We start from the raw sequence: 13,432 nt of genomic DNA, 5'->3' as shown, positions 1-13,432 counted from the left end.
TTACCCGTCCCCGCCTACCTGCGGGGTTCCCAGCGGAACCACTTCCGGACAGCAAACACGGTGAGGACGCCCCAGGCCAGCGTGTTGAGCAGGGCGGTCAGGAGGTCCTCGGTGTGGCCGACACCGAGCCAGCCGGCCCGGACGAGCTCCATGACCCCGCTGAACGGCAGGAGTCGGGTGAGGTTCGCGAGGAGGTCGGGCAGGAGGTCGCGGGGGACCATCAGTCCGGAGCCCATGGCGGAGATCAGGAAGAACGGCAGGGTGGTGAGGCCCGCGCTCTCGACGTTCCGGGTGATGGCGGTGGTCGCGGCGGCCAGTCCGGCGAGCAGCAGGACGCCGGCGAGCAGGCCGAGCACGAGCAGGTCCGGCCGTCGTGGCGCGGGGACGTCGAGGGCGATGGCGCCGCCGACGGAGAGGACGGCGCACTGGAGGAGGGCGATGGCGGCGGAGGGGAGCGCGGCGCCGCCGAGGATCTCCAGGTCGGTCGCCTCGCCGGTGCGCAGCCGCTTGAGGACGAGCTCCTCGCGGCGGGCCACGAGGGCGGAGACGAGCCCCATGTAGACGACGAGGACGAGGACCATGCCGGTGCCGCCGATGAGGGTGGTGCCCGCCATGCCGCCGGGCAGTTCCTCGGGGCTCATCTGCCCGAGGGAGGACCGCAGCAGGAAGATCATGAGCAGCGGCATCAGGAGGGCGATGAAGAGGTTGTTCTTGTTCCGCCCGAGCAGGGTGAGTTCGGCCCGCCCGAGCGAGGCCATGCGGCGTGCGGTCGCGTTCATCGCAGACCCTCCAGGTCGGTCGCCAGGTCGCCGTTCAGGTCCTGGTCGAGGGCGTCGGTGCGGGAGGCGATCTCCAGGAACGCCTCTTCGAGGGTGGCCGAGCGGGCGTCGAGCGCGTCGAGCCGTACGTCGGTCTCGCGGGCCCAGGCGAGGAGTTCGCCGAGCGCGTCCTGGAGCGCGTGGGTACGGATCTCCACGCGCCGGCCGTGCGCGGCGGCCTTGAGGGCGAGCGGCAGGCGGGCGGGTGCGACTCCCTCGGGGAGGGTGAAGCGGATGCGGGCGGGCCGGGCGGCGGTGACCTCGTCCGGGGTGCCGGTGAGCACGATCCGGCCCTGGTGCATGATCGCGAGCCGGTCGGCCAGGGACTCGGCCTCCTCCAGGTAGTGCGTGGTGAGGAGCACGGTCGTCCCCTCGTCGCGCAGTCTCCGCACGAGGTTCCAGGTGTCGCGCCGTCCCTCTGCGTCGAGTCCGGTGGTCGGTTCGTCGAGGAAGAGGACCTCGGGGCGGCCGAGGAGTGCGAGGGCGAGGTCGAGGCGGCGCCGTTCGCCGCCGGAGAGCTGCTTGATCCGGACCCGTTCGCGGGAGCCGAGGCCGACGGCCTCCAGTGCCTCGCCGGCGGGCCGGGCGCCGGTGGTGCAGCCTGCCCACATCCGTACGGTCTCGGCGACGGTCAGGTCGCTGGGGAAGCCGCCCTCCTGGAGCATGACGCCGATGCGGGGGCGGACGGCGGCCCGTTCGTGGTACGGGTCGTGGCCGAGGACGCGGGCGGTTCCGGCGCTGGGCGCGGCGAGGCCCTCCAGGAGTTCGACGGTGGAGGTCTTGCCGGCGCCGTTGGTGCCGAGGAGGGCGAAGATCTCGCCGTGGGGGACGGTGAAGGAGATGCCGCGCACGGCCTCGAAGCCGCCGGAGTAGCCGCGGCGCAGGCCTTCCGCTTCGATCGCGTTGGTCATGTGTCCAGACTCCCGGCGCCCGGGGCCGTCCGGCAGTGCGCGCTGTCATCGCCGCTTCTGACAAATGTCATGGCGTGGCGTCAGGCCGGGGGGCCGGTCGGGTCCGGTCAGGGTGATGGACACGACGAAGGCCCCGGTTCCAGAGAACCGGGGCCTTCGACTTCCTGAGCGGACGACGAGATTCGAACTCGCGACCCTCACCTTGGCAAGGTGATGCTCTACCAACTGAGCCACGTCCGCATTGCTCCCGACCGACTTTCATCGGGCGGTGCGAGCACCACTCTACCTGATGCACCGGAGTGCTCGGTAATGCGATGCAGAGCGGGTGACAGGAATTGCACACTGCGCCTTCCCCCTGGAAGGGGGATGTTCTGCTACTGAACTACACCCGCACGCTGCGTGAGGTTCGGCTTTTCGGCCTTGCCCCTCGGCGTGATCCAGACTCTAGCGGATCAAGGGGGGTGCATGGCAAATCGGCTCGGCCGGCGTCGGTCCGGCCCGTGCCGACCCCCTCTGTCCGGTCCCTCTGGCCCGTCCCTCTGCCCGTGTCTCTGTGCCGGTCCCGCTCGCGGCGGTTCAGCTCGCGGCGTGGAAGGCCTCGTAGACCTTCTTCGGGATGCGGCCCCGGGCGGGCACGTCCATCTTGTTGGACTGGGCCCAGGCGCGGACCGCCGCCGGGTCGGGCGCGAGCGAGGTGCGGGTGTAGGTCTCGGCCCCGCCCCTCAGGCCACCGGTGCCGCCCTTCACGCCTCCCGCTCCGCCCTTCGCGCCCGCCGACTGCTTGCGGCCGGCGGCGAGGTAGGGGGCGAGGGTCTTGCGGAGTTTCTTTGCATTGGCAGCATTCAGGTCGATCTCGTACATCTTCCCGTCGAGGCCGAACGCGACCGTCTCAGCAGCTTCTCCGCCGTCGATGTCATCGGAGAGAGTGACCACCACACGCTGAGCCACGGATATCGGTCCTTTCCTGCGGCCGCCGGAGTCGGAACGACGCTTGTGGCGCCTCTGACGTGCGACGATGCCGACCGTTCGGCTGTGCCGGGACAATGCTGCTTTCCTCTGGATTCCTTTGTACAGCGGTAGGCGTCGCATTGTGAAGCCCCGGCAATTACTTCAGCGTGTCCCGCCGGATTGAGGTCCGCAATATTTCGCTGGAATTTTGCTCGCGGATGTGCCTGTAGGGGGTGGGCGGCGTTCGTTGCCCGTTCGTGGTCCGTTCATGGGTCTTTGGGGATCTCTTTGTAGGATCCTTCAGATCTCTACCCGCGTAGAATTTGGAGGCAGGTACGCTGAGGGGACCGCCCACGCAACACACCACCGGGAGTGCCAGTGGCACGCGTCGTAGTCGACGTCATGCTCAAGCCGGAGATTCTGGACCCTCAGGGGCAGGCGGTGCAGCGTGCACTGCCCCGCCTGGGATTCGCCGGAATCGCCGACGTCCGTCAGGGGAAGCGCTTCGAGCTGGAGGTGGAGGGACCGGTCGACGACGCCGCCCTCGCCCGCATCCATGAGATGGCCGAAACCTTCCTTGCCAACACCGTGATCGAAGACTTCGTCGTGAAGGTCGAGTCGTGACCGCACGCATCGGCGTCGTCACGTTCCCCGGAACGCTCGACGACCAGGACGCGCTGCGCGCCGCCCGCCTCGCGGGCGCCGAGCCCGTCTCGCTCTGGCACCGCGACAAGGACCTCAAGCAGGTCGACGCCGTGGTTCTCGCCGGCGGTTTCTCCTACGGCGACTACCTGCGGGCCGGGGCCATCTCCCGCTTCTCGCCGGTGATGGAGAGCATCATCGAGCAGGCCAAGGCGGGCATGCCCGTCCTCGGCATCTGCAACGGCTTCCAGATCCTCACCGAGGCCCATCTGCTGCCGGGCGCGATGCTGCGCAACAACCACCTCCACTTCATCTGCCGCGACCAGAAGCTGCGGGTGGAGAACGCGGAGACCGCCTGGACGTCCGACTACGAGCGCGGCCAGGAGATCGAGGTCCCGCTCAAGAACATGGACGGCCGGTACGTCGCCGACGAGCGCACGCTCGACGAGCTGGAGGCCGAGGGGCGGGTGGCCTTCCGCTACCTGGACATGAACCCCAACGGCTCGCTGCGCGACATCGCGGGCATCACCAACGCCGCGGGCAACGTGGTCGGCCTCATGCCCCACCCGGAGCACGCCGTCGAGCCGCTGGTCGGCACCGGCAAGACGGACGGCCTCGGTTTCTTCACCTCGATCCTCAAGAAGCTGGTCAACGCCTGATGAGCCTCGACACCGTCAAGCACGCGAGCGAGACGCCGGACAGCGAGCAGCCCTGGAAGGAGCTCGGCCTCAAGGAGGACGAGTACGCGCGCATCCGCGAGATCCTGGGCCGTCGTCCCACCGGCGCCGAGCTCGCCATGTACTCCGTCATGTGGTCCGAGCACTGCTCCTACAAGAGCAGCAAGGTCCACCTGAAGCAGTTCGGCGAGAAGGTCCCCGAGAACGACGCCATGCTCGTCGGCATCGGCGAGAACGCCGGCGTCGTCGACGTGGGCCAGGGGTACGCGGTCACCTTCAAGGTCGAGTCGCACAACCACCCCTCGTACATCGAGCCCTACCAGGGCGCGGCCACCGGCGTCGGCGGCATCGTCCGCGACATCCTCGCCATGGGTGCCCGCCCGGTCGCGGTCGTCGACCCGCTGCGCTTCGGCGCGGCCGACCACCCCGACACCAAGCGCGTGCTGCCCGGTGTCGTCGCCGGCATCGGCGGCTACGGCAACTGCCTGGGCCTGCCCAACATCGGCGGCGAGGTCGTCTTCGACTCCTGCTACCAGGGCAACCCGCTGGTCAACGCCGGCTGCATCGGCGTGATGAAGCACGAGGACATCCACCTCGCCAAGGCCTCCGGCCCGGGCAACAAGGTCATCCTCTACGGCGCCCGCACGGGCGGCGACGGCATCGGCGGCGTCTCGGTCCTCGCGTCCGAGACCTTCGACGACACCAAGCCGACCAAGCGGCCCGCCGTCCAGGTCGGCGACCCCTTCCAGGAGAAGCTCCTCATCGAGTGCACCCTGGAGATCTTCAAGGAGAAGCTCGTCGCGGGCATCCAGGACCTCGGCGGCGCCGGGCTCTCCTGCGCCACGTCCGAGCTGGCCTCCGCGGGCTCCGGCGGCATGCACGTCGACCTCGAGAAGGTCCACCTGCGCGACGCCACGCTCTCGCCCGAGGAAATCCTCATGAGCGAGTCGCAGGAGCGCATGTGCGCGATCGTCGAGCCGCAGCACGTCGACCGCTTCCTGGAGATCTGCGAGAAGTGGGACGTCATCGCGGTCGTCATCGGTGAGGTGACCGACGGCGAGCGCCTGGAGATCTTCTGGCACGGCGAGCAGATCGTCGACGTGCCGCCGCGCTCCGTCGCCCACGAGGGCCCGACCTACCACCGGCCGTTCGCGCGCCCGGACTGGCAGGACGCGCTCCAGGCCGACGACGCCGGCAAGCTGCCCCGGCCGCAGAACGGCGAGGAGCTGAAGGACCAGGTCCTGAAGCTGGTCTCCTCCCCGAACCAGGCCTCGAAGTCCTGGATCACGGACCAGTACGACCGGTTCGTGCAGGGCAACACGGTCCTGGCGCAGCCCGAGGACGCGGGCATGGTCCGTATCGACGAGGAGACCAACCTCGGCGTGGCCATGGCGACCGACGGCAACGGCCGGTACGCGAAGCTCGACCCGTACACGGGTGCGCAGCTCGCGCTGGCGGAGGCGTACCGCAACGTCGCCGCGTCCGGTGCCAAGCCGCTCGCCATCTCGGACTGCCTGAACTTCGGTTCGCCCGAGGACCCGGCCGTGATGTGGCAGTTCGCCGAGGCCACCCGTGGTCTCGCGGACGGCTGCCTCCAGCTCGGCACCCCGGTCACCGGCGGCAACGTCTCCCTGTACAACCAGACGGGCGAGACCGCGATCCACCCGACGCCGGTCGTGGCCGTGCTCGGTGTGATCGACGACGTCAACCGCCGTACGCCGATCGCCTTCGCGGAAGAGGGCCAGCTCCTCTACCTGCTCGGCGACACGCGTGAGGAGTTCGGCGGCTCGGCCTGGTCCGAGGTGATCCACCAGCACCTCGGCGGCATGCCGCCGGCCGTGGACCTCGACCGCGAGAAGCTGCTCGGCGAGATCCTGATCTCGGCCTCCCGCGACGGCATGATCGACGCGGCGCACGACCTGTCCGACGGCGGTCTCGTGCAGGCGGTCGTCGAGTCCTGCCTGCGTGGCGGGAACGGCGCGCGCCTGGTCGTCCCGGAGGGCCTGGACGCCTTCACGTTCCTCTTCAGCGAGTCGGCGGGCCGTGCGGTCGTCGCCGTCCCGCGCAGCGAGGAGCTCCGCTTCACCGACATGTGCGGTGCGCGGGGTCTGCCGGCGACCCGGATCGGTGTCGTCGACGGTGACGCGGTCGACGTCCAGGGCGAGTTCGCGCTCTCCCTGGAGGAGCTGCGTACGGCCCACGAGGCGACGATCCCGGGCCTGCTGGCCTGATCCGACGGATCCGACGCTCTGCGCGCAAGCCCCCGCCCCTTCCGGGCGGGGGCTTGCGCGTTGTCCGCTTGCGCGAAATTACGTAATTACGTAATCTTCGAGGAATGGAGCTGGAAGAGCGGGTGGCCGAGCTGGAACGGCGGATGGCCGCCCTGGAGGGTGCCGAGCGCCCCGCACCCGAGGCCGTCGACGCGACGTTCTGGGCCCTGGAAGGGTTCAAGGCGGAGCTCGCCGAGGCCGGGGAGCGGGGCGCCGACGGCGGTGTGCTGTTCACGGGTTCGGTCCGGCTGCCCACCGACGAGCGGTACGAGTGGCAGTTCGGCGCGCTCACCGAGCGGCTGCTCGACGAGGAGTGGGCCGGTGCCGCCGACTCCTTCGCCGCGCTCGGCCATCCCGTACGGCTCCGGCTGCTGCGGGAGATCCTCGGCGGCCGCCGTACCGCCGCGGAACTGGCGGAGTTGGCGGAGATCGGCACGACCGGCCAGATCTACCACCACCTGAAGCAGCTGACCGGCGCCGGCTGGCTCCACACGACGGGCCGCGGCCGCTACGAGGTCCCCGGGGCGCGGGTCGTCCCGCTCCTGGTGATGCTCACCGCCGCCCGCCCTTAGCGACCGACACAGGGGGAACGTCCATGCCTTCTCGCAAGACCGTCTTACTGCTCCACCGCGTGCTGTGGCTGCTGTTCGCCGCGCAGGCGCTCGCCTCGGTGGCCTTCGACCCGCCGTATCCGTACTGGGCGGGCTGGCTGCCGGCCCTCGCCGCCGCCGCCGTCGGCACCGGCCTCTTCGTGACCGCGCGCCGCCGGGTCGCCTCGGCGCCGCGCGCGACGATCGAGGTGGGCCCGCCCGTCGCCGGCCGCTGGTCGGCGCTGAACAGCCCGGCCGACCGGACACCGAGCCACGGCACGCACCAGTACGCCCAGACGTACGCCATCGACATCGTGGAGGAGGACGAGGAGCGCCCGCGCCCCGCCTTCGCCCGGCTCTGGCCCCTCGTCCGCGGCAACCGGGACTTCCCGGCCTTCGACGCGCCGCTGCTCGCCGTCGCCGACGCGACCGTCGTGCACGCCGAGGACGGCCAGCGCGACCACCTGAGCCGCAACTCCCTGCCCGCGCTGGTCTATCTGATGCTGATCGAGTCCGCGGTACGGGCCCTCGCGGGCGCCCGCCGCGTGACCGGCAACCACCTGGTCCTCGACCTCGGCGACGGTACGTACGCGATGTACGCGCACCTGCGGCGCGGCTCGCTCGCCGTCCGGCCGGGCGACCGGGTCGTGGCGGGCCAGGAGGTCGCCCGGTGCGGCAACTCCGGGAACTCCACCGAGCCCCACGTCCACTTCCAGCTGATGGACGGCCCGGACCTGGAGACGGCCCGGGGCATCCCGTTCACCTGGCGCGGCATCGGCGTACCGGCGAACGGCGAGACGTTCACCGCCTCGGGTCATCCGGCGGCGGCCTGACCCCAGAAGGCGTCCGACTGCTCGATGTCCTCGACGCACTCGTCGATGTCGGTGATCTTGCCGCCCATGATCGTGAAGATCAGCGCGCCCTTCATCTCGATGCCCCGGTCGCCCCGTTCGGCGAAGAACGTGTTCGCCGCGACGGCGTGGCCGCGGCCGTCGACGGAGACGCTGTCCAGCTGGACCTGCATCTTGCCACCGGTGAGCTCGAACATCTTTCCGTACATGGCGAGGATGTTGTCGCGGCCCTTGAAGTGCCCGGAGATCTGGCTCTCGCCGGGGGAGTGGTGCGTACAGTCCGCCGTCATCAGGCTGCCGACGGTCTCCATGTCCCCTTTGGTCCACGCGGCGAATCCCCGGCGGACCAGAGCGATGTCAGGGTGCTCAGCCATGGCTGCTCGACCCCTCTCGTACGCGTTGAGGTGTGTGCGGGAAGCCCTCCCCCCTCCAGTCTCCGGCTACCCTCGCCCCCATGCCACCGGCCAAGAAGCGCACCCGCAGCTACGACTCCGCCAAGATCCGGGCCGCCGTCCTCGCGCAGTTCGCGCACGTACGGGACGGGGTCGCGGCGCTCCCGCCCGAGCGGCTGGACGCGCCGACGCGGCTGGGGGAGTGGACCGTGCGGGAGCTGGCGGCCCACGTGACGATGGCCCTGGGCGCGGTCGCGCGCTACCTCGGCGAGCCCGAGCCGACGCGGCGGGAACTCGCCCTCCTGGACTGGCCCCTGGCCACCGCCACCGCCTCGGCGCGCATCGACGAGGACACCCGGGCGATCGACGCGGCCGACCTGGCGGAGCTGTTCGGCCGGACGGCCGCGCGGTACGAGGAGCTGGTCGCGGGCGCGACCGACGAGAGGCTCGTCCCGACCCGCTTCGGCGCCATGACCCTCGCCGACTTCCTGGTGACCAGGACCGTCGAGCTCGTCGTCCACACCGACGACCTGAACGCGGCGACCGGCGCCGGCATCCCGTACGACCGGCAGGCCCTCGCCGCCTGCGTCCGGCTGCTCGCCGACGCCCTCGCGACGAAGGCCCCCGGCGGAGCCGTCGAGGTGCGGATCCCGCCGTACGCGGTCGTGCAGTGCGTGGAGGGCCCGCGGCACACCCGGGGCACGCCGCCCAACGTCGTCGAGACGGACCCGCTGACCTGGATCAGACTGGCGACGGGCCGCGCGGGGTGGGCGGAGGAGAAGGAGGCCGCCCACGTGAGCGCGAGCGGCGAACGCGCGGACCTCTCGGCCGTCCTGCCGGTCCTCTCCTAGGGCGTGTTGCGAAAGTCCCGATCGCGCGCGGACGAACCGCGGGGAAGAACCGCGTGGCGGCACGGAACAACCGCGTGGCCGCCCGGGACAACCGCACGCGAGAACCGCGCGGAACCGGAATCCCCGGCCGCCCGTCCCATCTCCATGCCGAAGCCACGAGCCCTCGCCGCCCTGGTCCCGCTCCTGCTGCTCGCCGCCGGCGCCACCGCCTGCGGCACCGACCGGGGCCCCGGCGCCGGCCCGGCCGGGACCGCCGACCCCGCCCTGCCCGTCAGCGGGACGCACTGGTCGATCAAGGCCGTCACGGTCGACGGGCGCAGGTCGACCGCCCCCGCCGACGCGCGCGTCGCGTTCGAGGAGGCCGGCCGGGCCCAGGGGAACACCGGCTGCAACCACTTCGGCGCCACCGTCGCGGTGAACGGCGACACCCTCACCGTCACGCAGGACGAGATCACCGAGATCGGCTGCCCCGGTGACCGGGAGCGCTTCGAGAAGCAGCTGCTCAAGGCCTTCTCCGGTGAGCTCAAGGGCACGATCAAGGGGGAGCGGTTCACCCTCGCCTCGGCCGACGGCCGGAACGGCCTCGAACTGTCCTCGGAGCCGGGCGCCCCGCTGCGCGGCACCACCTGGAAGATCGACTCGCTGGTCTCCGGCGGGACCGCCGCCTCCCTGCCCGCCGGCAGCGGCGGCAAGGCGCGGATCGTCCTCGGCGAGGACGGCCGGGTCACCGGCAACCTGGGCTGCAACAACTTCTCCGCGACCGCCCGGGTCGACGGCACCACCCTCACCGTCGAGGGCCCGGCGGCGACCACCCGCATGATCTGCGCGAGCGCGGAGATGAAGCTGGAGACCTCGCTGTACGAGCTCCTCGACGGCCCGCTCACGTACCGCCTCGACCACCGGACGCTGACCCTCACGGACCCCTCGGGAGAGGGCCTCACGGCCACGGCGGCGGGGTAGCAGCCCTCGAAAGAAGGTGCACTCCGTCACATCGCGGGGGACCCCGAAGGCTGGTACGAGCGTCTGCTCATCGGGGTCCCGGGACGGGAATCCCTTCCCGCGCCTGCTTCGTAGGCCTCTCCAAGCCCGAGATGATCATTTTGTGCGATCCCACGAGTGGCACAGTCGCCACTTTTCTTCAATTCGGACCAGTGGTCGAGCCCGTCTACACTCGGAAACGTGCCACGTGGTGACGGTCGACTCAATCACGACCTGCTCCCCGGTGAGAAAGGCCCCCAGGACGCTTGTGGCGTCTTCGGTGTCTGGGCTCCGGGTGAAGAGGTCGCAAAGCTCACGTACTTCGGGCTCTACGCCCTCCAGCATCGGGGCCAGGAATCCGCGGGTATCGCGGTTAGCAACGGCTCCCAGATCCTCGTCTTCAAGGACATGGGCCTCGTGTCCCAGGTCTTCGACGAGACCTCTCTCGGCTCCCTCCAAGGTCATATCGCGGTCGGTCACGCCCGCTACTCGACCACCGGGGCGTCCGTGTGGGAGAACGCGCAGCCGACGTTCAGGGCGACCGCCCACGGCTCCATCGCGCTCGGCCACAACGGCAACCTGGTGAACACGGCGCAGCTCGCCGAGATGGTCGCCGACCTTCCCAAGAAGGAAGGCCGCTCGCCCCGGGTGGCCGCGACCAACGACACCGACCTGCTCACCGCGCTCCTCGCGGCCCAGGTCGACGAGGACGGCACGCCGCTCACCATCGAGCAGGCGGCCGCGAAGGTCCTCCCCGACGTCCGGGGCGCCTTCTCCCTCGTCTTCATGGACGAGCACACGCTCTACGCGGCCCGCGACCCGCAGGGCATCCGCCCGCTGGTCCTCGGCCGGCTGGAGCGCGGCTGGGTCGTCGCGTCCGAGTCCGCCGCCCTCGACATCTGCGGTGCCAGCTACGTCCGCGAGGTCGAGCCGGGCGAGATGATCGCGATCGACGAGAACGGCATCCGTACCTCGCGATTCGCGGAAGCGAAGCCCAAGGGCTGTGTCTTCGAGTACGTGTACCTGGCTCGCCCCGACACCGACATCGCCGGACGGAACGTCTACCTCTCCCGCGTGGAGATGGGCCGCCGTCTCGCGAAGGAGGCGCCCGTCGAGGCCGATCTGGTGATAGCGACTCCGGAGTCGGGCACCCCGGCGGCCATCGGCTACGCCGAGGCCTCGGGCATCCCCTTCGGGGCCGGCCTGGTGAAGAACGCCTACGTCGGGCGCACCTTCATCCAGCCCTCCCAGACCATCCGCCAGCTCGGCATCCGGCTGAAGCTGAACCCGCTCAAGGAAGTCATCAAGGGCAAGCGCCTGGTGGTCGTCGACGACTCGATCGTCCGCGGCAACACCCAGCGCGCGCTCGTCCGGATGCTCCGCGAGGCCGGCGCGGCCGAGATCCACATCCGGATCTCCTCGCCGCCGGTGAAGTGGCCCTGCTTCTTCGGCATCGACTTCGCCACCCGCGCGGAGCTCATCGCCAACGGCATGTCGATCGACGAGATCGGCAAGTCGCTCGGGGCGGACTCGCTCTCGTACATCTCCCTGGAGGGGATGATCGAGGCGACCACCATCCAGAAGCCGAACCTCTGCCGTGCCTGCTTCGACGGCGAGTACCCGATGGAGCTTCCGGACCCCGAGCTCCTCGGCAAGCAGCTCCTGGAGACCGAGCTGGCCGCGGGACCGGCCGCCACCGCGGCCTCCGACGCCCTGCGCCGCCCGTAAGACCCCGCTGCACACCCCGCAGTACGACACGAAAGTTCTTCAGCATGTCTGAGTCCACCAGTGCCGGAAGCGGCGCCAGCTACGCGAGCGCGGGCGTCGACATCGAGGCGGGCGACCGCGCCGTCGAGCTCATGAAGGAGTGGGTGAAGAAGACCCAGCGCCCCGAGGTCCTCGGCGGCCTCGGCGGCTTCGCCGGTCTCTTCGACGCCTCCGCCCTCAAGCGCTACGAGCGTCCGCTGCTCGCCTCGGCGACCGACGGCGTCGGCACGAAGGTCGACATCGCCCGCCAGATGGGCGTGTACGACACGATCGGCCACGACCTGGTCGCCATGGTCATGGACGACATCGTCGTCTGCGGCGCCGAACCGCTCTTCATGACCGACTACATCTGCGTCGGCAAGGTCCACCCCGAGCGGGTCGCCGCCATCGTCAAGGGCATCGCCGAGGGCTGCGTCCTCGCCGGCTGTGCCCTCGTCGGCGGCGAGACCGCGGAGCACCCGGGCCTCCTCGGCCCGGACGACTTCGACGTCGCCGGCGCCGGCACGGGTGTCGTGGAGCACGACCGGCTGCTCGGCGCCGATCGCATCCGTACGGGGGACGCGGTCATCGCCATGGCCTCCTCGGGTCTTCACTCCAACGGGTACTCGCTCGTCCGGCACGTGGTCTTCGACCGCGCCGGGATGACCCTGGACCAGCGGGTCGAGGAGCTGGGCCGGACCCTCGGCGAGGAGCTCCTGGAGCCCACCAAGATCTACTCGCTGGACTGCCTGGCCCTCACCCGGACCACGGACGTCCACGCGTACAGCCACATCACGGGCGGCGGTCTCGCCGCCAACCTGGCCCGGGTGATCCCGGACGGCCTGCACGCCACGGTCGACCGTTCCACCTGGACCCCGGGCGCGATCTTCGACCTGGTCGGCAAGGCCGGTCAGGTGGAGCGCCTGGAGCTGGAGAAGACGCTGAACATGGGCGTCGGCATGATGGCCGTCGTGCCGGCCGAGTCCGTGGACGTGGCCCTGACGACCCTCGCGGACCGCGGGGTCGAGGCCTGGGTCGCGGGCGAGATCACCGAGCGCGGCGCGCACACGACCGGCGCGGAGCTGGTCGGCGACTACGCGAAGTAGGCACGGCGCCCGGAAGCGGGCGGGCCTACGGCGACGGCCCGGCGGCACCCCTCAGGGGTGGCGCCGGGCCGTCGGCATGTACCCGTGGCCGTCGTCGCCGTCCGTACCGCGCGGGCAGCACAGAAACCCGGGCCGGGTGTACCGGACCGGGTTTCGGTGATTCAGAAGGTCAAGCGCGACGCGGGGACGACGGACCGGACTCGTCGTCCTCGTCCTCGTCGTCGTTGTAGAGATCCGCGTACTGCGCGTACGGGTCGTCTTCCTCGTCGTCGTCCTCGAACGGCTCGCCATTCGGCGGCTGGTTCGAAGTCGAAGCGCCCAGCTCATTGGCCAGACGCGACAGGTCAGTCCCGCCGCTGCTGTACTTCAGCTGGCGGGCGACCTTGGTCTGCTTGGCCTTTGCCCGGCCGCGCCCCATGGCTCGACCCCCTCGGTGACGGGGCTCGATGGCCCCAGAGTCTTGACACGCGTTCATGATTCGGAACGGACTCTCGACAGAGAGACCGGCCCGTAGGGCTTCAACGGTACCTGTTTCCTCGGGTCTACGGTACGCCGTGCGCATCACATACCTCGGTACAGAACCTTCGAGGTGCCCTTTCCTCGCTGGTCAATCGCGATTTTAACCTCTTCTTGAGGGTCGACCCGCCGAGGG

Annotated in this window: 14 protein-coding genes and 2 tRNA genes; 9 read left to right on the top strand and 7 right to left on the bottom strand. The window is 70.4% G+C overall.

Annotation, left to right across the window (positions count from 1 at the left end; translation table 11 throughout):
* Positions 1-14: 14 nt before the first annotated feature.
* The 5 genes from ACF08F_RS00300 to ACF08F_RS00280 form a co-directional block, all read right to left on the bottom strand.
* Entirely contained in the window at positions 15-779 is a 765-nt protein-coding gene (locus tag ACF08F_RS00300; RefSeq protein WP_392296273.1) for an ABC transporter permease, read from the bottom strand.
* On the bottom strand, positions 776-1,729 hold the full coding sequence (locus tag ACF08F_RS00295; protein ID WP_392296272.1) for an ABC transporter ATP-binding protein: 954 nt from the start codon (positions 1,727-1,729) through the stop codon (positions 776-778). The genes ACF08F_RS00300 and ACF08F_RS00295 overlap by 4 nt, the downstream gene beginning before the upstream one ends.
* 167 nt (positions 1,730-1,896) lie before the next feature.
* A tRNA-Gly gene (locus ACF08F_RS00290) sits at positions 1,897-1,969 on the bottom strand.
* An 80-nt stretch (positions 1,970-2,049) separates the two neighbouring features.
* A tRNA-Gly gene (locus ACF08F_RS00285) sits at positions 2,050-2,121 on the bottom strand.
* A gap of 184 nt (positions 2,122-2,305) precedes the next feature.
* On the bottom strand, positions 2,306-2,677 hold the full coding sequence (locus tag ACF08F_RS00280; protein WP_392296271.1) for an Lsr2 family protein: 372 nt from the start codon (positions 2,675-2,677) through the stop codon (positions 2,306-2,308).
* A gap of 378 nt (positions 2,678-3,055) precedes the next feature.
* Here ACF08F_RS00280 and purS point away from each other — a divergent pair, with 378 nt between their 5' ends.
* The 5 genes from purS (at position 3,056) to ACF08F_RS00255 (ending at position 7,689) form a co-directional block, all read left to right on the top strand.
* Positions 3,056-3,301: a phosphoribosylformylglycinamidine synthase subunit PurS gene (gene purS / locus ACF08F_RS00275; protein ID WP_015035032.1), complete on the top strand. Its 246-nt coding sequence runs from the start codon at positions 3,056-3,058 to the stop codon at positions 3,299-3,301.
* Entirely contained in the window at positions 3,298-3,978 is a 681-nt protein-coding gene (gene purQ / locus ACF08F_RS00270; RefSeq protein WP_056654072.1) for a phosphoribosylformylglycinamidine synthase subunit PurQ, read from the top strand. Before purS ends, purQ begins: the two co-directional genes overlap by 4 nt.
* Complete coding sequence (gene purL / locus ACF08F_RS00265; protein ID WP_392296270.1) at positions 3,978-6,227, top strand: phosphoribosylformylglycinamidine synthase subunit PurL; 2,250 nt, start codon at positions 3,978-3,980, stop codon at positions 6,225-6,227. The genes purQ and purL overlap by 1 nt, the downstream gene beginning before the upstream one ends.
* A gap of 104 nt (positions 6,228-6,331) precedes the next feature.
* Positions 6,332-6,838 (top strand): ArsR/SmtB family transcription factor, encoded by a 507-nt coding sequence (locus tag ACF08F_RS00260; protein WP_392296269.1) that lies wholly within the window; start codon positions 6,332-6,334, stop codon positions 6,836-6,838.
* Between the two features lie 23 nt (positions 6,839-6,861).
* A complete protein-coding gene (locus ACF08F_RS00255; RefSeq protein ID WP_392296268.1) occupies positions 6,862-7,689 on the top strand; it encodes a M23 family metallopeptidase in 828 nt (275 codons plus the stop codon).
* Here ACF08F_RS00255 and ACF08F_RS00250 read toward each other — a convergent pair.
* The gene (locus ACF08F_RS00250; RefSeq protein ID WP_392296267.1) at positions 7,671-8,081 is read right to left on the bottom strand and encodes a nuclear transport factor 2 family protein; all 411 of its coding nucleotides are present in this window, start codon (positions 8,079-8,081) and stop codon (positions 7,671-7,673) included. The genes ACF08F_RS00255 and ACF08F_RS00250 overlap by 19 nt on opposite strands.
* A gap of 80 nt (positions 8,082-8,161) precedes the next feature.
* Between ACF08F_RS00250 and ACF08F_RS00245 the strand changes: the two genes are divergently transcribed.
* The 4 genes from ACF08F_RS00245 (at position 8,162) to purM (ending at position 12,780) form a co-directional block, all read left to right on the top strand.
* Positions 8,162-8,950, top strand: a complete 789-nt coding sequence (locus ACF08F_RS00245; RefSeq protein WP_392296266.1) for a sterol carrier family protein — start codon at positions 8,162-8,164, stop codon at positions 8,948-8,950.
* Between the two features lie 144 nt (positions 8,951-9,094).
* Positions 9,095-9,910, top strand: a complete 816-nt coding sequence (locus tag ACF08F_RS00240) for an META domain-containing protein (RefSeq protein WP_392296265.1) — start codon at positions 9,095-9,097, stop codon at positions 9,908-9,910.
* A 219-nt stretch (positions 9,911-10,129) separates the two neighbouring features.
* On the top strand, positions 10,130-11,656 hold the full coding sequence (purF, locus tag ACF08F_RS00235) for an amidophosphoribosyltransferase (RefSeq protein ID WP_392296264.1): 1,527 nt from the start codon (positions 10,130-10,132) through the stop codon (positions 11,654-11,656).
* Positions 11,657-11,700: 44 nt separating this feature from the next.
* Positions 11,701-12,780, top strand: coding sequence for a phosphoribosylformylglycinamidine cyclo-ligase (purM, locus tag ACF08F_RS00230; RefSeq protein WP_392296263.1), 1,080 nt, complete (start codon positions 11,701-11,703; stop codon positions 12,778-12,780).
* 169 nt (positions 12,781-12,949) lie between these two features.
* Here purM and ACF08F_RS00225 read toward each other — a convergent pair whose 3' ends face one another.
* Positions 12,950-13,198 (bottom strand): DUF3073 domain-containing protein, encoded by a 249-nt coding sequence (locus ACF08F_RS00225; protein WP_150267955.1) that lies wholly within the window; start codon positions 13,196-13,198, stop codon positions 12,950-12,952.
* Positions 13,199-13,432 lie beyond the last annotated feature (234 nt).

This window comes from Streptomyces sp. NPDC015130 (assembly GCF_043080005.1).
Taxonomy (GTDB): domain Bacteria; phylum Actinomycetota; class Actinomycetes; order Streptomycetales; family Streptomycetaceae; genus Streptomyces.
This window is presented reverse-complemented; position numbering and strand designations above follow the sequence as displayed.

Bases quoted from the DNA above. Each gene is read 5' to 3' on its own strand.
- ACF08F_RS00295 (WP_392296272.1), bottom strand. From the start codon at position 1,729: ATGACCAACGCGATCGAAGCGGAAGGCCTGCGCCGCGGCTACTCCGGC.
- ACF08F_RS00245 (WP_392296266.1), top strand. From the start codon at position 8,162: ATGCCACCGGCCAAGAAGCGCACCCGCAGCTACGACTCCGCCAAGATC.
- ACF08F_RS00250 (WP_392296267.1), bottom strand. From the start codon at position 8,081: ATGGCTGAGCACCCTGACATCGCTCTGGTCCGCCGGGGATTCGCCGCG.
- ACF08F_RS00260 (WP_392296269.1), top strand. From the start codon at position 6,332: ATGGAGCTGGAAGAGCGGGTGGCCGAGCTGGAACGGCGGATGGCCGCC.
- purM (WP_392296263.1), top strand. From the start codon at position 11,701: ATGTCTGAGTCCACCAGTGCCGGAAGCGGCGCCAGCTACGCGAGCGCG.
- ACF08F_RS00300 (WP_392296273.1), bottom strand. From the start codon at position 779: ATGAACGCGACCGCACGCCGCATGGCCTCGCTCGGGCGGGCCGAACTC.
- ACF08F_RS00225 (WP_150267955.1), bottom strand. From the start codon at position 13,198: ATGGGGCGCGGCCGGGCAAAGGCCAAGCAGACCAAGGTCGCCCGCCAG.
- ACF08F_RS00255 (WP_392296268.1), top strand. From the start codon at position 6,862: ATGCCTTCTCGCAAGACCGTCTTACTGCTCCACCGCGTGCTGTGGCTG.
- purL (WP_392296270.1), top strand. From the start codon at position 3,978: ATGAGCCTCGACACCGTCAAGCACGCGAGCGAGACGCCGGACAGCGAG.
- ACF08F_RS00240 (WP_392296265.1), top strand. From the start codon at position 9,095: ATGCCGAAGCCACGAGCCCTCGCCGCCCTGGTCCCGCTCCTGCTGCTC.